Origin of the sequence: Niallia circulans (assembly GCF_003726095.1) — a bacterium.
Taxonomy (GTDB): domain Bacteria; phylum Bacillota; class Bacilli; order Bacillales; family Cytobacillaceae; genus Niallia; species Niallia circulans_A.
Genome location: NZ_CP026031.1, coordinates 254,773 through 275,140 on the forward strand (window position 1 = coordinate 254,773; position 20,368 = coordinate 275,140).

General features: G+C 35.6%; 24 protein-coding genes and 1 pseudogene. 17 read left to right on the forward strand and 8 right to left on the reverse strand.

Annotated elements, in window-relative coordinates:
- Positions 1-44 precede the first annotated feature (44 nt).
- The 5 genes from C2I06_RS01150 to C2I06_RS01170 all read left to right on the forward strand — a co-directional run bounded on the left by C2I06_RS01150 (position 45) and on the right by C2I06_RS01170 (position 4,590).
- Positions 45-1,061 carry a threonine aldolase family protein gene (locus C2I06_RS01150; protein ID WP_123257292.1) on the forward strand — a complete coding sequence of 339 codons (1,017 nt, stop codon included), beginning with the start codon at positions 45-47 and terminating at the stop codon, positions 1,059-1,061.
- A 288-nt stretch (positions 1,062-1,349) separates the two neighbouring features.
- Complete coding sequence (locus tag C2I06_RS01155) at positions 1,350-3,290, forward strand: CoA-disulfide reductase (protein ID WP_172860158.1); 1,941 nt, start codon at positions 1,350-1,352, stop codon at positions 3,288-3,290.
- Between the two features lie 143 nt (positions 3,291-3,433).
- Positions 3,434-3,694, forward strand: a complete 261-nt coding sequence (locus C2I06_RS01160) for a metal-sensitive transcriptional regulator (RefSeq protein WP_123257294.1) — start codon at positions 3,434-3,436, stop codon at positions 3,692-3,694.
- A 94-nt stretch (positions 3,695-3,788) separates the two neighbouring features.
- A complete protein-coding gene (locus C2I06_RS01165; RefSeq protein ID WP_123257295.1) occupies positions 3,789-4,262 on the forward strand; it encodes a DsrE/DsrF/DrsH-like family protein in 474 nt (157 codons plus the stop codon).
- A gap of 31 nt (positions 4,263-4,293) precedes the next feature.
- The gene (locus C2I06_RS01170; protein ID WP_123257296.1) at positions 4,294-4,590 is read left to right on the forward strand and encodes a rhodanese-like domain-containing protein; all 297 of its coding nucleotides are present in this window, start codon (positions 4,294-4,296) and stop codon (positions 4,588-4,590) included.
- Positions 4,591-4,641: 51 nt separating this feature from the next.
- Here C2I06_RS01170 and C2I06_RS01175 read toward each other — a convergent pair whose 3' ends face one another.
- Together C2I06_RS01175 and C2I06_RS01180 are read right to left on the reverse strand one after the other, a co-directional pair.
- On the reverse strand, positions 4,642-4,998 hold the full coding sequence (locus C2I06_RS01175) for a hypothetical protein (protein ID WP_123257297.1): 357 nt from the start codon (positions 4,996-4,998) through the stop codon (positions 4,642-4,644).
- Positions 4,999-5,035: 37 nt separating this feature from the next.
- Positions 5,036-5,230: a hypothetical protein gene (locus C2I06_RS01180; RefSeq protein ID WP_123257298.1), complete on the reverse strand. Its 195-nt coding sequence runs from the start codon at positions 5,228-5,230 to the stop codon at positions 5,036-5,038.
- A 265-nt stretch (positions 5,231-5,495) separates the two neighbouring features.
- Here C2I06_RS01180 and C2I06_RS01185 point away from each other — a divergent pair, with 265 nt between their 5' ends.
- Positions 5,496-6,086: a spore coat protein gene (locus C2I06_RS01185; protein WP_095320305.1), complete on the forward strand. Its 591-nt coding sequence runs from the start codon at positions 5,496-5,498 to the stop codon at positions 6,084-6,086.
- A gap of 69 nt (positions 6,087-6,155) precedes the next feature.
- Positions 6,156-6,887, forward strand: a complete 732-nt coding sequence (locus C2I06_RS01190) for a polysaccharide deacetylase family protein (protein WP_123257299.1) — start codon at positions 6,156-6,158, stop codon at positions 6,885-6,887.
- 119 nt (positions 6,888-7,006) lie between these two features.
- Here the strand turns inward: C2I06_RS01190 and C2I06_RS01195 are convergent, their stop codons facing one another.
- A complete protein-coding gene (locus tag C2I06_RS01195; protein ID WP_123257300.1) occupies positions 7,007-8,533 on the reverse strand; it encodes a solute symporter family protein in 1,527 nt (508 codons plus the stop codon).
- Positions 8,530-8,880 carry a DUF485 domain-containing protein gene (locus C2I06_RS01200; protein WP_095332143.1) on the reverse strand — a complete coding sequence of 117 codons (351 nt, stop codon included), beginning with the start codon at positions 8,878-8,880 and terminating at the stop codon, positions 8,530-8,532. The genes C2I06_RS01195 and C2I06_RS01200 overlap by 4 nt, the downstream gene beginning before the upstream one ends.
- A gap of 300 nt (positions 8,881-9,180) precedes the next feature.
- On the opposite strand from C2I06_RS01200, the gene C2I06_RS01205 reads away from it, so the two are divergent.
- The 4 genes from C2I06_RS01205 to C2I06_RS25395 all read left to right on the forward strand — a co-directional run bounded on the left by C2I06_RS01205 (position 9,181) and on the right by C2I06_RS25395 (position 12,022).
- Entirely contained in the window at positions 9,181-10,011 is an 831-nt protein-coding gene (locus C2I06_RS01205; protein WP_095332145.1) for a manganese catalase, read from the forward strand.
- Between the two features lie 309 nt (positions 10,012-10,320).
- Entirely contained in the window at positions 10,321-11,424 is a 1,104-nt protein-coding gene (locus tag C2I06_RS01210) for a 5-methyltetrahydropteroyltriglutamate--homocysteine S-methyltransferase (RefSeq protein WP_123257301.1), read from the forward strand.
- 122 nt (positions 11,425-11,546) lie between these two features.
- A complete protein-coding gene (locus C2I06_RS25390; protein ID WP_249928265.1) occupies positions 11,547-11,690 on the forward strand; it encodes an SF0329 family protein in 144 nt (47 codons plus the stop codon).
- 32 nt (positions 11,691-11,722) lie between these two features.
- A complete protein-coding gene (locus tag C2I06_RS25395) occupies positions 11,723-12,022 on the forward strand; it encodes an SF0329 family protein (RefSeq protein WP_249928266.1) in 300 nt (99 codons plus the stop codon).
- Between the two features lie 50 nt (positions 12,023-12,072).
- Here the strand turns inward: C2I06_RS25395 and C2I06_RS01220 are convergent, their stop codons facing one another.
- Both C2I06_RS01220 and C2I06_RS01225 read right to left on the reverse strand, forming a co-directional pair.
- Complete coding sequence (locus C2I06_RS01220; protein WP_123257302.1) at positions 12,073-13,104, reverse strand: HAMP domain-containing sensor histidine kinase; 1,032 nt, start codon at positions 13,102-13,104, stop codon at positions 12,073-12,075.
- On the reverse strand, positions 13,101-13,775 hold the full coding sequence (locus C2I06_RS01225) for a response regulator transcription factor (RefSeq protein ID WP_095332153.1): 675 nt from the start codon (positions 13,773-13,775) through the stop codon (positions 13,101-13,103). The genes C2I06_RS01220 and C2I06_RS01225 overlap by 4 nt, the downstream gene beginning before the upstream one ends.
- Before the next feature lie 177 nt (positions 13,776-13,952).
- Here C2I06_RS01225 and C2I06_RS01230 point away from each other — a divergent pair, with 177 nt between their 5' ends.
- The 3 genes and pseudogenes from C2I06_RS01230 (at position 13,953) to C2I06_RS01240 (ending at position 15,299) form a co-directional block, all read left to right on the forward strand.
- Positions 13,953-14,159, forward strand: a complete 207-nt coding sequence (locus C2I06_RS01230) for a hypothetical protein (RefSeq protein ID WP_123257303.1) — start codon at positions 13,953-13,955, stop codon at positions 14,157-14,159.
- A 194-nt stretch (positions 14,160-14,353) separates the two neighbouring features.
- A pseudogene (locus tag C2I06_RS01235) lies at positions 14,354-14,868 on the forward strand (IS1595 family transposase); the annotation flags it as partial.
- Positions 14,869-14,885: 17 nt separating this feature from the next.
- Positions 14,886-15,299: a DUF6678 family protein gene (locus tag C2I06_RS01240; RefSeq protein ID WP_095332157.1), complete on the forward strand. Its 414-nt coding sequence runs from the start codon at positions 14,886-14,888 to the stop codon at positions 15,297-15,299.
- A gap of 347 nt (positions 15,300-15,646) precedes the next feature.
- Here the strand turns inward: C2I06_RS01240 and C2I06_RS01245 are convergent, their stop codons facing one another.
- The gene (locus C2I06_RS01245; RefSeq protein WP_123257304.1) at positions 15,647-17,368 is read right to left on the reverse strand and encodes a sensor histidine kinase; all 1,722 of its coding nucleotides are present in this window, start codon (positions 17,366-17,368) and stop codon (positions 15,647-15,649) included.
- Position 17,369: 1 nt separating this feature from the next.
- Positions 17,370-18,071, reverse strand: coding sequence for a response regulator transcription factor (locus C2I06_RS01250; protein WP_095332161.1), 702 nt, complete (start codon positions 18,069-18,071; stop codon positions 17,370-17,372).
- 149 nt (positions 18,072-18,220) lie between these two features.
- On the opposite strand from C2I06_RS01250, the gene C2I06_RS24795 reads away from it, so the two are divergent.
- The 3 genes from C2I06_RS24795 to C2I06_RS01260 are packed head-to-tail and all read left to right on the forward strand — an operon-like array spanning position 18,221 to position 20,038.
- The gene (locus C2I06_RS24795; protein WP_164463596.1) at positions 18,221-18,391 is read left to right on the forward strand and encodes a hypothetical protein; all 171 of its coding nucleotides are present in this window, start codon (positions 18,221-18,223) and stop codon (positions 18,389-18,391) included.
- 55 nt (positions 18,392-18,446) lie between these two features.
- Positions 18,447-19,136, forward strand: a complete 690-nt coding sequence (locus tag C2I06_RS01255; protein ID WP_123257305.1) for an ABC transporter permease — start codon at positions 18,447-18,449, stop codon at positions 19,134-19,136.
- Positions 19,136-20,038: an ABC transporter ATP-binding protein gene (locus tag C2I06_RS01260; RefSeq protein ID WP_123257306.1), complete on the forward strand. Its 903-nt coding sequence runs from the start codon at positions 19,136-19,138 to the stop codon at positions 20,036-20,038. Before C2I06_RS01255 ends, C2I06_RS01260 begins: the two co-directional genes overlap by 1 nt.
- Positions 20,039-20,368: the final 330 nt, after the last annotated feature.

Below are 20,368 nucleotides of genomic sequence, written 5' to 3' on the forward strand. Positions count from 1 at the left end.
GAATCTTTTTGTGAGAAAATATTTTTAAAAAGGAGGCTATGTCCATGTATAGTTTTAATAATGATTATAGTGAAGGAGCACATCCACGAATTTTACAAGCATTGCTAGAATCCAATTTGCAGCAAGAAATAGGATATGGGCAAGATTCCTTTACACACAAAGCAGTTGAAATATTGAAAGAAAAACTGAATTGTGAGGAGGTAGATGTTCATCTTTTAGTTGGCGGAACGCAAACTAATTTAATTGCCATTTCTGCCTTTTTAAGACCACATGAAGCAGCCATTGCCGCTAAGTCTGGACATATTTTTGTTCATGAAACAGGAGCTATCGAAGCCACTGGTCATAAGGTTCTTACAGTTGATACGGAAAATGGCAAGTTAACACCAAGTCTAATTCAAAAGGTACTTGATGAGCATACAGATGAACATATGGTAAAGCCAAAACTCGTATACATATCCAATTCAACTGAAATTGGAACGATTTATTCCAAAAGCGAGCTTAAACAGTTAAGTGAATTTTGCCAGAAGAATCAATTGCTTTTCTATATGGATGGAGCACGTTTAGGGTCAGCACTTTGTGCCAAAGACAATGATCTTACGTTAAGTGATTTACCTCAACTTCTGGATGCTTTTTATATTGGCGGTACCAAAAATGGAGCATTGATGGGGGAAGCGCTTGTGTTAAAGAAAGATTCCTTAAAGGAGGATTTCCGTTATCATATTAAGCAAAAAGGAGCAATGCTGGCAAAAGGCAGAGTGCTAGGAATCCAATTTTATGAGCTATTTAAGGATAATCTTTTCTTCGAATTGGCTGAACACGCTAATAGGCTGGCAGAAAGACTAATGACAGCATTAGCCGAGAAAGGTTATCGTTTTTTAACCCAATCTTCGACTAATCAGGTTTTTCCGATTGTTTCTAACGATAAGATTATAGAATTACAGAAAAATTATCACTTCAACATATGGGGGAAAATTGATAAGGAACATTCTGCGATTCGGCTTGTCACCTCTTGGGCAACAAAAGAAGAGGAAGTGGAGCGGTTTATTAACCATTTAAAATAAGAATAATTAAAATTATCAATGGCATACAGGAATATTTCGGTATGCCATTATGTATTATTTCCTATGAAAGTTCCGTAGAAAAGAATTTGAAGAATTGCTACAGAAAAGCGCTAATAGTTAGACCACTAAAATTTACTAATTATAAGAAAAACAAGAGTCATTTATAATACCCAGCATTTTTTTCTTTACTTATGTTTGTTTGCTCTCTATAATATTTTATAAACCCCTAGGGGTATAATTTTTATCAGAAAAAATACCCGTATAGGTATATAAGGAGGATCTTATATTATGAGGAAGAAAGTAATTATTATTGGTGGTGTGGCAGGTGGCGCAACAGCTGCTGCACGATTAAGAAGGATAAGTGAAGAAGTAGAAATTATCTTGATTGAAAGAGGAGAGCACATTTCTTTTGCTAATTGTGGGCTGCCTTATTATATTGGAGAAACGATTAAAGACAGAAGTAAGTTGCTCGTACAGACAGTGGAAGGAATGTCAAAAAGGTTTTTATTGGATATTAGAGTACAGAGTGAAGCAATATCGATTGATGCGAATAATAAAAAAGTCACGATTAAAAATTTACAAACAGAAGAGATATACGAAGAAACTTATGATAAGCTGTTGCTTTCACCAGGAGCAAGACCAATTATTCCCCCTATAATAGGTATAGAAAACCATCAATCACTATTTACACTAAGAAATATACCAGATACAGATCGCATAAAAGCCTTTGTAGATCAAAACGCACCAGAAAGTGCTGTCATTATAGGGGGCGGATTTATTGGTGTAGAAATGGCAGAAAACTTAGTTGCCCGTGGAATGAAGGTAACGATTGTGGAGAAGGGGAATCAAGTGTTAGGTCCACTTGATGTGGAAATGGCAGGTCCTGTACAAACACATCTTAAGCAAAACGGGATAACACTTATCTTAGGTAATGGAGTAAAACAATTTAAAGGTAATGGAAATATTATAGTACTGGAAGATGGGACGGAAGTGCAAACAGATATAACCATTCTATCTATTGGAGTGAGACCAGAAAATGAGTTAGCCAAACAAGCAGGACTAGAAATTGGAGAAAAAGGTGGTATTGTTGTAAATCACTTATTACAAACTTCTAATCAAGATATTTATGCTGTTGGGGATGCTATTGAAGTTCGTGACTATATCAATAGAAAGAAAACAATGATACCTCTCGCAGGGCCAGCAAATCGCCAAGGGAGAATTGCTGCTAATAATATGATGGGAAAAAAAGAGAAGTATGAAGGATCATTAGGTACTTCAATTGTCAAAGTATTTGACTTAACAGTAGCTACTACAGGGAATAATGAAAAAACACTCCAAAAATGGGAAATTCCTTATGAAGTAGTCCATATTCACCCTAATTCACATGCTGGCTACTATCCTGAAAGTTCTCCAATTACGTTTAAATTGATATTTGATAAAGAATCAGGACAAATATATGGGGCACAAGCAATTGGAAGAGAAGGTGTCGATAAACGGATTGATGTCATTGCAACTGCAATTAAAGGTAATTTAAGTGTAGAAGATCTAACTAATCTAGAACTGTCATATGCACCACCATATTCATCTGCCAAGGATCCTGTAAATATGGCAGGATATGTGGCGTCGAATATTGTAGATGGAGAATTAGAGCAAATCCAATGGCATGAGGTAGATCAGATTGTGCAAGATGGTGGATATTTACTGGATGTAAGAGAAAGTGTAGAGAGAGAGTTTGGATATATAGAAGGTTCACTTAATATGTCATTAGGTGAACTAAGAGAGAGAATGGATGAGTTATCAAAAGATCAACCGATTTATGTAAGCTGTCAAGTTGGTTTAAGAGGATATTTAGCTAGTAGAATATTAAAAAATAACGGATTTAATGTTAAAAACGTTGATGGTGGCTGGAAAACCTATTCCTCAGCTTTTGCGTATACAAAAAAGGTAGAAAGAACGGAAGAAAGCAATCAAACAAATGAAGAAATAAGAGAAGACGAAGGCTTTCAAATTGAAACTGTACTAGATGTTGCCGGATTAACTTGTCCAATGCCAATTGTGAAATTAAAACAAGGGATGGATCAATTAGAGAGTAAGCAAGTGCTAGAGTTGCAAGCGACAGATAGAGGGGTATTAAGTGATTTGCCAGCATGGACAAAAAAGGTAGGACATCAAATTTTAAAAATGGAACAAGTAGGTTCTACTATTAAATTTTGGATTAAGAAAAAATAAAGAAATAGAGAATTCTCTTTAGTTACAATTGCTATACATTCGCCTCAGCTAGTTTGACAGGCTATAATAATGATCAATAAATCATGTATAATGTAGGATAATAGTGACTAACTGAAAATATAGCAAATGGAAGGGGTATTTTCTTGGAATATAATGATCAATTAAAAAATAGAGTTAAGCGAATGGAAGGACAATTAAGAGGAATTCTGAAAATGATGGAAGAGAATAAAGATTGTAAGGAAGTGATTACACAGTTATCAGCTGTTCGTTCAGCAGTAGATCGAACAATGGGTGTTATTGTGAGCACTAACTTAGTTGACTGTGTGGTAGAAGCCCAGGAAAACGGAGAAAAAATGGATGATGTGATTAAGGAAGCAGTAAATCTGTTAGTCAAAAGCAGATAATGAACAAAGATAAAAAGCTCTAGAACCAGTAGAGCTTATAATTTTAGATGATTATATACCCGTAGGGGTAACGGTAATTAAGAGAGGAGATAATATGGCAACGAAAACGACGATTGTGTTATTCAGTGGTGATTATGATAAAGCGATGGCTGCCTATATAATTGCTAATGGGGCAGCTGCTTACGATCATGAAGTTACTATCTTTCATACTTTTTGGGGATTAAATACTTTAAGAAAAGAAGAAAATATAAAAGTAAATAAGGGATTGTTAGAAAAGCTCTTTGGAAAAATGATGCCAAAAGGAGCAGATAGAATGGGGCTATCCAAAATGAATTTTTTAGGATTTGGTCCTATGATGATTAAACATGTTAGCAAACAGCATCAGGCAATGACACTTCCACAATTAATAGCAATGGCGCAGGAACAGAAGGTAAATCTTGTCGCATGTACGATGACAATGGATTTACTTGGATTAAAAGAAGAAGAGCTGTTAAAAGGGATTGATTATGCTGGTGTTGCTGCCTATTTGGCTGAAGCAGAGGATGGCAATGTGAATTTATTTATCTAAAATTAGTTTTTCGAGGGAAGGGGTAAATGAAATGAAAGAAATAACAACAACGGAATTAAATAGCAAATTGCAGAGTGGAGAGAAAGTCTCGATTATTGATGTTCGGGAACCAGCGGAAGTGGCGACAGGGAAAATTCCTGAAGCGATAAATATTTCTTTGCGTCTTATTGAATTTAGAATGCATGAATTAGATAAACAAAAAGAATATTTTATGGTATGTCAATCGGGAGGAAGAAGTAGTCAGGCTGCTCAAATATTAAATAAAAATGGATATCGTGTAGTAAATGTCATTGGTGGTATGCAAAGCTGGGAAGGAAAAGTTGAATAAGAAGTATAGTTAAAAACAGGAAGCGTAAACCCTTCCTGTTTTTAAACATTGTTATTGTATCTTTGGAAATTTCACGGGAGTATTTATAGAAAGCTTGTCCTTGTAAGAACGGTAGGCGATCAATACATGATCTTTTGTACTCGCATCCAATTGTAAGATGAAGTCTCCATTTGTTTCTAAATAATAACGAATACCATTCTCTTGTAAGTGACTGAAGTAATAATAATTGCCTAATAAATATTTTCTTTCTGTTTTTGTTTCTTTATTTTCTTTTATATATTTTGCCAGTTCATTAACGGACAGAGAAGTTTCACCCGTTAAGGTGAAAAAACCTTTTCGAACCGAATCAGCAGCCTGAATAATGGAATCTTTCACTTTAGTGACCATCGTATCCAAATAACTATTCATTTTTTCCTCCATACAATTGCTAATTTTCGTGTTACTATCATTTATCTTTAAAAGACTGATTAAATTTTGTTAATTCAGGATCTTTTTTTAATTGCTTGACATGAAATGCTGTTGTTTCAACTTCTGTATCTCTACTTATTCCTAACTGATCTCCATCAGCGTCCGCCATTACCCCTTCACGTGGACCATCCATATTTGGATCAACATTTACTTGAACTTGATTTCTAGGCATCTTGACACCTCCTAGTGATAGGATGGATAAAAAGAAAGAAAAAAATCCATGGTTTAGTGTTTTTAAAACCTTTAGTCTCTAGTAAAAATTAACAAAGCAATAGTTCTATCATTGTCGATTATTAACAATTTTTAAGCGTATAGTTTCCAGAACGTTCACCATACTAATCCTGTTGTTTAAAATCCATTTACAGGGGGAGATTATATTGTTGCAAAACGGACAGCAAGTACACCAAAATCTACAAACAGGTCAAGTTCCACAAGCGATGAATCATGGCGGACATGAAATGTTTGATGTTCATGAAGTACTAGTTGGAGCAATAAATACAATGAATTTGTATAAATTGTTAGGAAACCATATTCAGGATCCAGAATTACGAGATATTCAAAACAGACAATATCAATTTATTCAAGAAGAGTACAATTTAACATTAGAGTGTTTTCAAACTGGACAACCTCCTGCAAAGAGAACTGAACCATATATGATGAAAGAAAATAATGATTTCATCTTTGGAATGACCCAGATGCCTCCTGCAAAGCCAATTCAAAATGTGACGGAAATGAGTGATCAGCAAGCTGCAGTTGCAATGCTTAGTGCATTAAAAGCTTCTGCTTCCATGAAAACAATGGCAGCAGCTGAAACAACTAATCCGGTTGTACGTCGAGTTATTGCAGCTTCTATTCCGAACTGTTTGGAAATGGCTTATGAAGTATCTTTATACCAAAACAAGCATCATTATTATCAAGTTCCTCAGCTAGCTGCTCAAGATATGCAAAATATCTTAAACGGATTTGCACCTGCACAAGGAGCTCCAATGATGCAGCAGCAAATGAATATGAATAATAATATGCATTAATTTAAAGGAAGTTATCTCTCTTTGAGATAACTTTCCTCCATAATACTTTGTTAAAATGAGGTTTGTATGATGGGAAAAACGGTAATGATGTTAATTCTTTTAATTCCCTTTCTACCTTCTATGGTGATTGCACAAACAAAGATTCCTATTTTGGTTTACCATTCCATTGAAGAGTTCCATGGACAAGGTTCAAAAGAATTATATGTGACTCCAGCAAATTTTGAAAAGCAAATGATTTATTTGCGAGATCATGGTTTTACTCCGTTAACTTTTGAAAAATGGCAGGATATAAATAAAGTTAGAAAGCCAATTTTTATTACGTTAGACGATGGTTATAAAAATAATGTAAGAGTGTTGGGAATTTTTCGAAAGATAAAAACAGACGATTTTACCCCAACAGCAACGATGTTTGTTATAGCAGATTTTATCGGAAATGCCAATAGGTTATCTAATCAAGAGTTGAAAGAATTAGCTAGTTCAGGTTTTCTATCAATTCAATCCCATACAGCAACACATCCTGATTTGGTGAAAACAACAGACTATAAACATGAGCTAAAAGATTCGAAAGACAAAATCGAAGCAATTACAGGAAAGAAAGTCATTGCCCTTTCTTATCCTTATGGAAATATTGATTCTAAGACAATGGAGGAAGTCAAGAAGCATTATTCTTTTGGGCTAACCACAACACCAGAATTCTATAGTGCAAAGGGAATAAAGGATGAACTCTATCTGTTACCGCGTAAGTATGTTAAGTACTCTACCACATTAGAGGAGTTTGCTGATATAGTCGAGGGGCAGTGAAGGGTTGATTGCTTTGAAAAGTAATCGACTTTTGGCGCTTTTTGTCATTTTATTTCCCGGAAAATGAAAAGACTGACTCTACTCTAACGTTTAAGCTATAGAAAGTCAGTCTTTTTTCTTCACTTCATACCCGTATTTGCTTTCACAATAACCTCGGCGTATTTCTTTTCATCTCGTTTATTGGAGAGGATGGTCCCAATAATTGCACCGAGAAAACCTGCAGGAATGGAAATGATAGCAGGATTTGTTAACGGGAATATAGCCGTTCCAGTTAAAATAGCAGCACCAGGTACAGGATTAAGTACACTTGGGCTGATGGCAACCAACACTAACGCCGTAAGTAGTCCTGTTACTACGCCTGATATAGCGCCGGCTGTATTAAATCTTTTCCAGTAGATTGTAAAAATGATAACTGGTAAATTAGCACTGGCTGCTACACAGAATGCAAGGGATACGAGAAAGGCTACATTCATTTTTTGAGCAAAAAGTGCAAGGATAATGGATAGCAAGGCTACTGCAACCGAAGCATAACGAGCTGCTTTCATTTGCTGTTTTTCGGTAACCTTTCCTTTTTTGATTATTTGACCATATATATCATGGGCAAAGGCTGAGGCACCTGATAATACAAGTCCTGCAACAACTGCTAGAATGGTCGCAAATGCTACCGCCGAGACAAAACTCATTAAAAAGTCACCGCCAAGAGCGTGAGCAAGCAATGGTGCTGCCATATTGCCCGCAGCATTTGCTTCCACAATGTTGCTAGCCCCTACAAAAGCAGCAGCTCCAAAGCCTAAAAAGATGGTTAAGATGTAGAAAATGCCTATAACCCAAGTTGCTGTTACAACAGAGTTTCTAGCAGTTTTCGCATCTTTTACTGTGAAGAAGCGCATTAGTATATGCGGCAGACCAGCAGTTCCTAGAACGAGTGCTGCCATCATAGAAATAGTATCGAGAGAGTTGGTATACTTCACGCCGGGATTAATATAGTTTTCTCCTAATGGTGTAAGTGTTTTGATTTCGTCGAACATCGTAAGAATATTAAAGTTGAATTTTGCAAGAACAAGAAAGGAGATAACAACTGTTCCAAGCATTAAAAGGACAGCTTTTATAATTTGAACCCAGCTTGTAGCAGTCATACCGCCAAATAATACATAAATAGTCATCATGACGCCAACAATTAAAACCGCAAGCCAATAATCGATTCCCAATAATAGCTGGATAAGGGCGCCAGCTCCAACTAATTGAGCAATCATATAAAAAATTACAATGGTAATCGTGCTTAATGCGGCTACACCACGCACTTTTTTCTGATCAAAGCGGGCATTTATCATATCAGCAATTGTATACTTTCCTAAATTTCTTAGTGGTTCTGCAACAATATAAAGAACGACTAAATAAGCAACTAAATATCCAATCGAATAGAAAAATCCATCAAAACCAGTTAACGCGATGGCACCTGCTATTCCGAGGAAGGAGGCGGCTGATAAATAGTCCCCTGCAATGGCTAAGCCATTTTGCCAGCCTGTTAATCCCCCGCCAGCAGTATAAAATTCACTGGTTGTATTGGTTCTTTTAGCTGCCCAATATGTAATGATAAGAGTGATGAGGACGATAATGACAAACAACATTAATGCGATTGGACTCATTTATTGTTAGCCCCTTCCATCTGGTTTTCTTCCACAATGTCAGCAGCTAATTCATCAAATTTCATTGCTTTTCGAACATAAATCATGGATAACACCCAAGTCATGATAAACTGTGCAAATGCATACACCCACGTCCATGTAATCGATCCGATAGCAGGCTTGTTTAAAATAGTTGTGTAAGAAGTCAAAATTGGTAACATAAAATAAAAGAGTAAAAAGAAGACGGTGAGAGGAATTAGAAATTTTTTCTTTTGGGACATTAATTGCTTGAACTTAGAACTATTGGCAATTTGTACGAAATCGTAAGGCGGAGATTGCTTTTTTGCATCTTTGGCCAAATTACTCATTCACTTTCCCCCTTGAAAATAATATATTTTTCAATATAACAATAGTGTAAAAACTTCATAGAAGAATCGCAATGGTTCTTTTTTCTTAAATGTAAGCGTTTTACTTGAGCGAAAGGGCTTATTTTTGTTGAAAACAACTAAATTTATGCGAATAGAAGCTTAAGGGAAAATGGAATTATTTTGATAGTGTTGTGTAGAAGTATTTACTATATTAAAATTTTTTTCTTTGTTTATTAAGTTTGAAGACGGGGTACATCTTAATCGAACAGCAATATGAAAAGTCAAGGAGGAGATAGCGTCATGTTTCGTCATCAAAAAGAATTACAGTTTGAAGTGAAAGTGGACAGACCAGATCCAATGTTAGCACGTCAAATTCAAGAGGTGCTTGGAGGACAATTCGGTGAAATGACCGTAATGATGCAATATCTTTTCCAAGGTTTTAATTGTCGCGGAGAAGAAAAATATAAGGATATGCTCATGGATATAGGAACGGAAGAGATTGGTCACGTTGAAATGCTTTGCTCTCTAATCAGTCAGCTTCTAGATGGTGCATCACCTGAGGATCAGGCTGAAGCAGCGAAAGATCCAGCAGTTGCAGCCATTATGGGTGGAATTAATCCACAACATCTACTTGTAAGTGGATTGGGTGGCATGCCAACTAATTCTAATGGGGTACCTTGGAATGGATCGTATATTGTCGCAAGTGGAAATCTTTTAGCAGATATGCGTTCAAATTTACATGCAGAAAGCCAAGGACGCTTACAGGTAGCAAGATTGTATCATATGACAACTGATGAAGGAGTAAGAGCTACATTTAGAAAAATGTTAGCTCGTGATCGTTACCACCAATATCAATGGCTAGCAGCAATCGAGGAATTAGAAGCTAAAAATGGTGTAGTTGTTCCAGCAACCTTCCCTCCGGAAGCAGAAAAAGAATCTCAGCCAGAAGCGTATGAATTCTGGAATTTATCAGAAGGAGATGCTTCTTCAGAAGGTCTCTGGGCAACAGGTAGTGCCCAAGATGGAACAGGAGATTTTGTGTATGTAAAAGAACCAGTTCCAAAGGGGCAAGTTCCTCTCAATCCCATTCCACCTGAATCATTGCATCATGATTTAAATATTAAAAAGTAAAAAATATAGAGGAAAATAGACACAAACTATTCGGTCCAATAATAGTTTGTGTCTATTTTTTTCCTTTTTATTGGCTAGTAATCTTGTTGGAAATAGTGTAGAATAACTTAAAAAAAGTTTAAATAATCACAAGAGTTTAAATTTTTCGTGTTTCCATCGGCTTGTTTTCATGTTACATTTAAACAAGTTATGGATTCTAGCGGTGTGAAAGCCACAAGTTAGATTTTTCTATACATAAAAATATATACATATTTCTGAAAAATCTAATATTAAAGAGAGAGAAGAAATTTTACGGAGGTAGGGATTCAAATGACAAAAACGATTATTAAAGCACCATTTAGAGCAGATCACGTAGGAAGTTTACTGCGTCCTCAATCTATTCATGATGCTAGAAAGAAGTTTGCAGATGGAGTTATTTCAGCAGAAGAACTACGTGCAGTAGAAACAGAAGAAATTAAACGTATTGTGGACAAGCAGATTGAGGTTGGTCTTCAAGCCGTTACGGATGGAGAGTTCCGCCGCAGATTTTGGCATACTGATTTCATGGAGCATTTAACAGGAGTAGAAGGCTATGTACCAGACCATGGTTATAAATTTAATGGGGTTGAAACGGAAGCTTACGATGTGCGAGTAACAGGAAAAGTATCTTTTAATCCTGATCATCCTCATTTAAAAGATTTTAAAGAATTCTATGAGATTGTGGGCGATCGTGCCGTTGCAAAAATGACCATTCCAAGTCCAAACCAATTTTTCAATGCGGGTATCCGTAATGAAGAAATCTATCCGGATATTGAAGATTATGCAAATGATATTATCCAAGCTTATCGTGATGCTGTTCAAGCATTCTATGAGGCAGGCTGCCGTTATCTACAATTTGATGATGTATATATTGCAGGACTTTGTGCTCCAAAGCTGCCATTTGCAAAAAGTGAGTTAGAAAGACAAGAATTAATTGACCTAGCTTTACGTGTGGTGAATGGTGTTCTAGAAGGAAAGCCAGAAGATTTAATCGTAACAACACATCTTTGCCGTGGAAACTATCAATCTACTTGGGCGTTTGAAGGTCCATATGATAAAATCGCTCCTAGCTTCTTTGCAAAAGAAAAAGTAGATGGTTTCTTCTTGGAGTATGATGATGAGCGTTCCGGTGGATTCAGGCCACTTGAATTTGTACCAAATGGAGGTCCACAAGTAGTTTTAGGTGTATTCACATCAAAAACTGGTGAATTAGAAGATAAAGAAGCAATCAAAGCACGTGTAGAAGAAGCTTCTAAATACGTTGCCCTTGAACAGCTTTGTATCAGCCCGCAATGTGGATTTGCTTCAACCCATCACGGAAACATCTTATCAGAAGAAGAACAATGGAATAAATTAAAATATATTGTAGATGTAGCGAAAGAGATTTGGGGATAAGATAGGTTTATAGGAGGATAAAAGAGGCACATACTCATATTAAATGTGCCTCTTTTTTTAGCAACTTCTATAAAAAGATATAATAAGGTTATGAAGTTTGTTTTAGAAGAGAGGAATAGCAGATGCAATGGAGTAAGTTAAAGACCAAAATGGAAGGTTTTATTAGTGAAAAATTAAAAGATAGAATGCAAATTCATATTACTGCTTATCGAAAATTCCATGATAGCCCAAGAAGGATTTGGATAACTTTTGATAAGAACGATTAAAGCCAATTCCGTATGAGGCGGATTGGTGGAAAATGTATGAATCAGAGGAGCGACAAGAATTGGTAAGAGCTTCTGAAGAGGCAGAACAAAGTCTCTTAACTGCAAATATAATGGATAGTGGGTATGTCTATCAATCCTTTCTTGATTATTGCTCTCTTTCTATAGATCATGCTTTACATTCTGAGAATGAATTTATTAGAGCTTTTGCTATGGTTGATAGGAGGATTGGAAAAAGGAGATTAAGTAATATAGATAGAAAGACACTGAATCATCCATTAATTAGTAAATTTTATCAAATACGATGTCAGGTAGAAAAAATGGCAAAAAGATAACGGATTAGCTACTGTCTAATTGGTTATCTTTTTGCCATCTTCAAACAAGCTTAGAGCCTCACCATAAAAATACTCCCTTTTCCTTTTTCACTCTCCACATAAATTTTCCCGTTACATAGTTCGACGATTCTCTTTACTAGTGCTAATCCTAAACCATTTCCCGATTGGGAATGAGAGGTATCGCCTTGATAAAATTTATCAAAAAGACGTTTTTTTGTTTGGTCATCCATTCCAGGACCATTATCGTGAATCGAAAAACAAACTTCTTCTTTGAACTTAGTGAGATGTATTGTTATGTTTCCGCCAATTTCGGAAAACTTAATAGCGTTATCTAAAAGATTTAGCCAAATTTGCTGAGTTAAATCTTCATTTCCGTGATAAGTAACTTCATCAAGCTCGACATCTATGACTATATCTTTTGCGGACCATTTTGGTTCCATCAATACAATCGTTTTTCGAATTTGCTCATCTAATCGAAATGGAGTTTTTTCGGTAATAATCTCGAGATTTTCATACTTTGATAGGATGAGTACATTTGTAGAGAGTGCAGCTAAGCGCTCAGACTCGGTAATGATTATATCAAGATATTCTTGTCTTTCCTCTTCCGTTAAGTTATTTTCTTTTAGTAATTTTGCGAAACCGCGTAATGAAACAATAGGTGTTTTGAATTCATGAGAAAAATTATTAACAAAATCACTTCGTAATGTTTCAATTCCAGAAAGCTCTTGGGTCATTTTATTAAAGCTATGAGATAATTCTTCTAATTCGCCTATTCCCTTTATGTTAACTTGTACAGAGAAATCCCCGCTGGCTACTTTATGGGTTGCATCAATTACCGTCCGAATAGGATTTAATGCTTTCTTACTGAGAAAGGCTGTTAGGGAAGTCCCAAGTAAAATGCAAAAACCTAAAAAGGCAATGAGCGGGAATACGGGAAGCTGACTATTGTCTGAAATAATCCCTAAATGCTGTAAAGCAAAAGTTATAACAGCAACAACTAGGACTGTTGCCATCATGACGCCAAAAACAAACATGACTAGTGTAATGGCAAGGCTTAAACGTTTTGTGAAAAATTCTCTCATCCTTTTTTCACTGCCTTATAACCAAGTCCTCTGACTGTTAAAATTTCAAACTCTGGAAAATCACGAAGCTTGTCTCTTAATCGGTTAATGTGGACATTGAGTGTACGATCATCCGTTTCAGATTCCATTCCCCAGATTTCATCCATAAGCTGAATTCGAGTGAAAATCATATTTGGATATGATAATAGTTTAAACAATAAGAAAAACTCTTTAGGTGGTAAGGTAATAACATGATTCTCACGAGAAACGGTAAGGGCATCATAGTCGAGTACAGTTTTCCCGATTGTTAAACGATGCTCATTTACAATCTTCGCTCTCCGCAGCAGAGCCTTAATACGTAAAATCATTTCTTCTTCATCTACTGGTTTGGTCATATAATCATCCGTACCAACAAGAAATCCTTTTCGTTTATCTGCTGCCTCCTGCTTGGCGGTAACCATTAAAATAGGGAGGTTCTCCCACGTCTGCCGCAAATGCTGTGTTAATTCGTACCCGTTCATTTTGGGCATCATTAAATCGAGTACAGCTAAATCAACATGCTCTTTTTCCATTATCTGAAGAGCTTCGATCCCATCTTTAGCTGCATAAGTCTGAAATCCATGGTGCTTTAAGACAGCACACATTAATTTTCTAGTATTTGTATCATCTTCTACCACGAGTATTTTAAACATCTAATACCTCCATTCATTTAAGTTATACCTATTTTATTATAAAAATGTAAACTGAAAATTAATTTAGAGAAGTTTATATTCAGTTTACTTTACCACGGTATACTAAGAAACATAAAGAAGAAACCGGATAATCATTAAGTAGACATTTGGATAGGTAGTAGAGAGGAGATCGTTTTAATGGGTTACACCATTTTATTTAGTTATTATGAAATAGTAGGAGAAGAAGCACATTTGATAGATGAATATAAACTTCCAGTTAAAGAACGAAAAGAGAGCTTAGAAACCTTATTAATAGAGCAGAACTACAAATTTATTGGAAATGTCGATTTATGGGGATTTCGTACTAGCAAATTTATGAATATTGCCGAGATTATTAAAAATTGAAGCAGATAGCCGGAAAGATACATAAATGTCGTCTTTTAATAAGGTCTGCTCATTTATAAAAAAGTTTGATTAAATTCCTGTGTAGATAGGCAAGATATTTCTGATTCGTAAACATGTCATATTCTTGCATAGAACTTTTAAAATCACTTTAGATAATTATGATAAAATAAGCGGAGGAGTTGGAGCTTAATATTGAAGGTATCGTTGAAGTTAACGAGAACCATTTCCAGTACTCTCAAAAAGGTCAACGTAGGATTTCGGAACGCAAACCTCGTAAACGTGGCGGGAAATCCAACCTTTGAGGCATAAGCCACGAACAAGTTTGTGTTCTTATTGCAAGAGACCGTATCAAAGCAACTGTCTCAAAAGTAGCTTGTATGGGGCATGTCGTTAAAATGATAGTGGAGAGTATGATTGGCTCTAAACTGACAACTGATAATCTACTCGTTACAAGATGCTTGGAGAGCCTATAAAACCTATGGAAAGGAAAAAGGATTAAAACATTATCGAATTAAATCAAACGATGGATAGACCGTTTTAAATGTGTAGATACAAAGTATCTCGACAACTATCTCGCGTGGTTTTTGTTTGTAGATAACCGTAGTAAGAAAGCATAAAACACAATATTAAAGAATTTCTGTTAACATCATTTGTATTTGAGATGACCGACACTTATGATAGTTTACGCCTATCAAAGTTTAAAGCTTAGATTTTAGGAGGGAGAATATGGACGAAAAGCAAAAGGTTGTTGCAGTTGTAAATAAAAAACAATTAGCTTCAGTTATGAACAACACGAAATGGGAGCAGTTGCAGAAATTTGTAATTGATACATTGCCGTTCACCCCACCTTATCAAGTTAAGTATGTATTAGAAGATGCTCCTTACCCAGAAACTTTTATAGAAGATGTATGGTATTGGGGTGATTGGGAACAGGGGCTGCGTCCGTTCTATTCCATAGAATGGTTGCGAATCAGACCAAGGTATGTAAAAAGTAGAGGTAGACTTATTGAACCTGAAAGATTTGATATAACTGATGAATTCATAGAATTATTACAAAAGCTAAATATTCCGTTTGTTAAAGAAGATAGCATAATTTGTATTTATGGTTATGTTAAAAGTACAGAAACATTCAATTGTTAAGCCCTGAATGAAAAAGAGCGGGGATCCAAAAAAGGTTCCCCTACTTACTATCCATATTTGTACATTAAAATTTAACAGAGCCTTTGTTTTTAATAAATAAAACTAGCGAGTAAAGCATAATCAATCGGATGCAATTGTTTTTTTATCGATCAAATACAGTTAAAAGAATATAAGAGAATGGCCCATGTTATAGTAGTTGCCTTTTTGCTATTACTGTTTATAGCTTGTTTAAACTTCAAGCTCTGCTCCCAAAACCAGGAGCAGAAACTATTAGACTCACCAGTTCATGAGACATTTTGCTGGGAAAATTCTTGAGAATTTATCTTTTTTTTACAATAAAGATAAATTTAATCATCAAGTAACGGAAGGAGTATTCTGATGGTTGTTCCCTTCTCAAGCTCAGTTCTTACTTTAATGGAACCGCCATGGAGTTCAATTAGCTTTTTTGTTATCGTCATACCGAGTCCTGTTCCGTTCATTGAGCTGCTTGTATTTGTTCCTCTGTAATAGCGTTCGAACAATCTGTTTAGTGTTTCATTATCCATGCCCACACCATTATCTTTAATCGTAATTACCAGCAAATGATGGTCAAGCTTTCCGATCGTTATTGTGACAGTCGTTTTTGGTGGATTATACTTAATTGCATTTTCAATTAAGTTTTCCATAATGCGTTGGAACCACTTTGGATCTACTGCTGCAATCAGTTCCTTAGGGGAAGGCTGAAATACAAATTCATATTGCTGTCCTGCAGGCCCGTTCACATAGTGGATGACAGTTCGTCTGATTTGTTCATTTATTTCCACTTTTTCCTTGGCGATAGGAAAGCCCTCACTTCTAAGCTGATACGTTAAGGTCAAATCTTCCAGAAGCTGTTTCATGTAGTGCGCCTTTTCCTTGATTGTGCTAGAAAAAGTCCGAACTTCTTCTTCAGTCCATGAATATTGATCTGATTGTAGCATCTCAGCATATCCTCCTATAGAGGCAAGCGGCGTTTTTAAATCATGGGATAGTCCGCTAATCCACTCATCTCGAGCTTTGTTAGCCTTTCTTCTTAATTGTTTATTTTGTTCCAGCGATGTTGTCAATTGGATAAGTGTGGTAATCAATTCCTTATATATTTTATATTTCCGTTGTAGCTTTCCTTTTTTCGTAAGCATCATAGAGTGCTTGTTATGCCCTTCTTCATAATTTTCCTTCCCCAAATCTCCAATCCATTTCATGATGGTAACAAGTGGAGCACCGAATTTATAACCAAACCAAATATTAAGCATAATTAACAATAAAAGAGCAAGCAAAAATAGGAAAAGAATTTTGTTCCCAGTATCTTGCATTATTTCTGTATCGGATTGCAAGCTGTTTGTTTGGTCTGTACCTGTTAGAAGAACCTGACCTGTCTCTCTATTATAGTAGGCGGATACATCCTTTTGTTCGTTCTTAGTAAGCTGAAATAGTTCTTGGAAAGAGTACCTATCCTTTTGATTGTCTGCTTCATAACTGTCCTGAACTACACCATCTTTACTAACCAGCTGAACCCAACCGTGTTTATTGGTAATTGTTTTTCCTTGAGTATCGGTAATATTTAGTTGGTTTTTCTGCCAGTTTACTGCAACTTTAATAGTATTTAAAATGGACTTGCTGCCAACTTCCTTTCCATAAAGGACAATGAGGGGCTCAGCAGTATCTTGTTGAATTGACCACATATAGTAATGGTATGAATCATCTTCACTTTCCGAAAGTAGCAGGGCAAAGTCGATTTTGGAGAATGAGGTACCCTTTTGCAGATTATATGTTTTTATGGGATTTCCGTCCTCCGCCAAGATAGCAAGCCAACCATTCTGTTTCCTGACTAAATCCTTTAAATCATTGGATATAGAAATATGACTATTTTTAACTGATATCCAGTCTTCCATATTAGATGAGTCAGCCTGAGTCAAGTCAGAGTATAGTTCGTTTTTCATGACAGTGAAACCAATAATTGCCCAAAATAATAAAAAAATAATGGATACGAGAAAAAAAACAAACAAAAGCTGAAAAAAGAATTGCAGGATGAATCGTTTGGTCATATTCATTTTATTTATAACCTTCTACAGATAATTTATAGCCGAGCCCTCTCACTGTCACGATATACTGCGGCTGGCTGGGATCTACTTCAATTTTTTCTCTAAGTTTGCGTATATGAACCATAATCGTGTTATCCTCTCCAAGAAAATTCTCGCCCCACACATTTTCATAAAGTTGAGCTTTACTGAAAAGTTGATTAGGATGCTTGCAGAAATATAGTAGTAACTGATACACCTGTGCAGGCATGGAAACTTTAACTCCTCTTACCATGACTTCTCCAGATGAACTATTTACAAATAAGTCACCATATTGATATGTAGTTGATTCCTTTACTGTATTAGCTGTATATCTTCTCAGATGAGCTTTCACTCTCGCTACTACTTCCAATGGATTAAAGGGTTTGGTGATATAATCATCAGCACCTAATGCAAACCCTGAAAGTTTATCAAGGTCAGTGGACCGCGCTGTTAAGAAGAAGATGGTGGCATTTGTCTTTTCTCTAATGAAAGGACAAATATCAAAACCACTTCGATCTGGAAGCATGACATCTAGAAAAATTAAGCCGTAATCGTTAACTGCACATAGTTGTAATGCTTCCTCCGCTGTTTCGGCAGTATCAATTCGCTCAAATCCTTCCTTCTGCAAAATAATCTTTAACATCTGGTGGATAGCCTGTTCATCATCCACTATTAACAATCTTATCTTTTTCATATAATTCGTCTCCCTAATGTCCAAATATAAAGATATCATATCATTTTTTATCCTCATTATTAGAAATTAAGGAAGAATTAAGGTTCTGATTTTAAAGGGTTAAGGTACGATAGATATAATTCTTATAGATTAAGGAAATGAGGTGTAGAATGAAAAAAGTATTTAGTGCTATAGCAACCGTAGCGGCCGTAATTATGCTTTCAAGACATATTGGAAATGAGTTTGCAGCTCAGAATTATTCTAGCTTAGCAATAATCCTGATGATTGGATTAATTGGTCAAATTCTCTTCCATTTTCGAGAGAAAAAAGTTAGTGATTAAGCAGCCTTTAAGAGAATCAGGATAAAATTTAGGATGAAAGAGAGAGTTTAATATTATGCTTACTATAGGGAAAAGAGAATTTCTCCAATTATTTAAAGGGTTTAAATCAATTTTATTAATTTTAGTATTTTTAGTCACATCCTATTATTCAGCTAAGTTTGCTGATGGTATAGCTGAGGCAATGGAACTGACAGCGCAAGAGGCAGGTGAAGCTCATTTAGTTGGATTATTGTTTTTAGTTATGTTTTTTGGACATTTATTTGTGGCGAGTCTATCTCATGACAGTATAAATAAAGAAATCCGTGAAAGAACCATGCGGTTTTTAGTAACTAAAACAACTAGATTTTCTATTATAGTTGGTAAGTTTTTGGGTATTTGGATGTTTTGGTTTGTTTGTCTGTTTCTGTCATTCTTAATAATTGCTCTAACAACAGAAAAAATAGATTTTCTAGTTTTTGCTCAGACGATGAGCCTACTTACATTGCAGATATCATTCATTCTCTTAATGTCCGTTCTCATCAATAAGCCAGGAGCAACAATGTTCCTTGGAATTCTTGGAGGGATATTGTTACCAATATTAGGAGGTTGGTTTGTGCTTACTTCTAATCCAGCAATTAGTTGGCTAAAATATGTATCACCTTTTTATTATCTGGACTTAAATGAATATAGCTTCTTAGTTCTTCTTGTAGTTGCAGCTATCTTAATTTATCTTACTAATTTATTATTCAAGAGGAGGGAATGCTGATGTCAGCTATTAAAGCAGTAAAGATGACAAAGGTGTATAACGGAGTAACAGTAGTTAACGGAATTGATTTAATAATTGAAGAAGGGGAATTATTTGGATTTTTGGGTAGAAATGGCGCAGGAAAATCAACTTTTATCAATATGCTGACAGGGATTGCGAAACCTACTTCAGGTTCATTTTCTTTGTTAGGAGGAAATATAGATCACATAGAGGTTAAAAGAAAAATTGGTGTGCTTCCTGATTATTCAAGTTTCTACGAATCCACTACAGCACTGGAGCATTTGCGGTTCTTCTCTGCACTATCTGGTGAAACTGCACAAAAAAGTGAGTGTCTTGAAGTATTAGAAGCAGTCGGATTAGCTGATCATGCTAATAAAAAATTAGGAAAGTTCTCGTTTGGAATGAAAAAGAAACTTGGTGTCGCTCAAGCCATTATCCATGATCCAGAGCTCTTATTTTTGGATGAACCAACATCAGGGATGGATGCAGAATCAGCAATTCAAATTCAACAGCTGATAAAAAGACTGCATGGAGAAGGCAAGACGATCCTTTTAACTTCTCATAATTTGGATGAGGTCGAGAAATTATGTACCAGAATTGCTATCATGAAAGAAGGTAGGATTGTAAAAATCGGGACAATGAATGAACTCAGAGCATTTTACCGTTCCAACATTATCGTAAATATTAAACATAGTCCAATACCTGTTTCAGAATTATCAAAGTTTCACCAATGGATTAAAGATAAAGGTACGGAAATTCACTTAAAAGAGGAATCACTGACTATCACAGTTGAGGAAGAAAATAGAATTTCTGAAATCACAAGAGCCCTAACGGCATGTAATACAAATGTTTACCGAGTCAATGTTGAGGAACCAACTTTAGAAGAGATATTTTTAGACTGACCCCTTAAATTAGGGGTCTTAGACATTTAGACACTTAATGAAGGAGGCATAAGGATAAAAAATGGAGGTAGATATTAAAGTATGATCAGAAATATAAAAATGAGGATGGTATGGATAAAAATAAGCAGTCCAAGAAATAGACCGGAAAGAGAGCTCGGCTATTTCTATAGGACTTACACATATCAGTCATTTTAGCTGATTTAAGTTTTACACCACAAAATTTCAGTTCACGACAATCAAAATAGCAAACAAAACTGGGTTCACATTAATGTAACGGTCGTGGAAATATATGGAATTAAGCAAATGTTATGCCTGCATATTCCCTTTTTT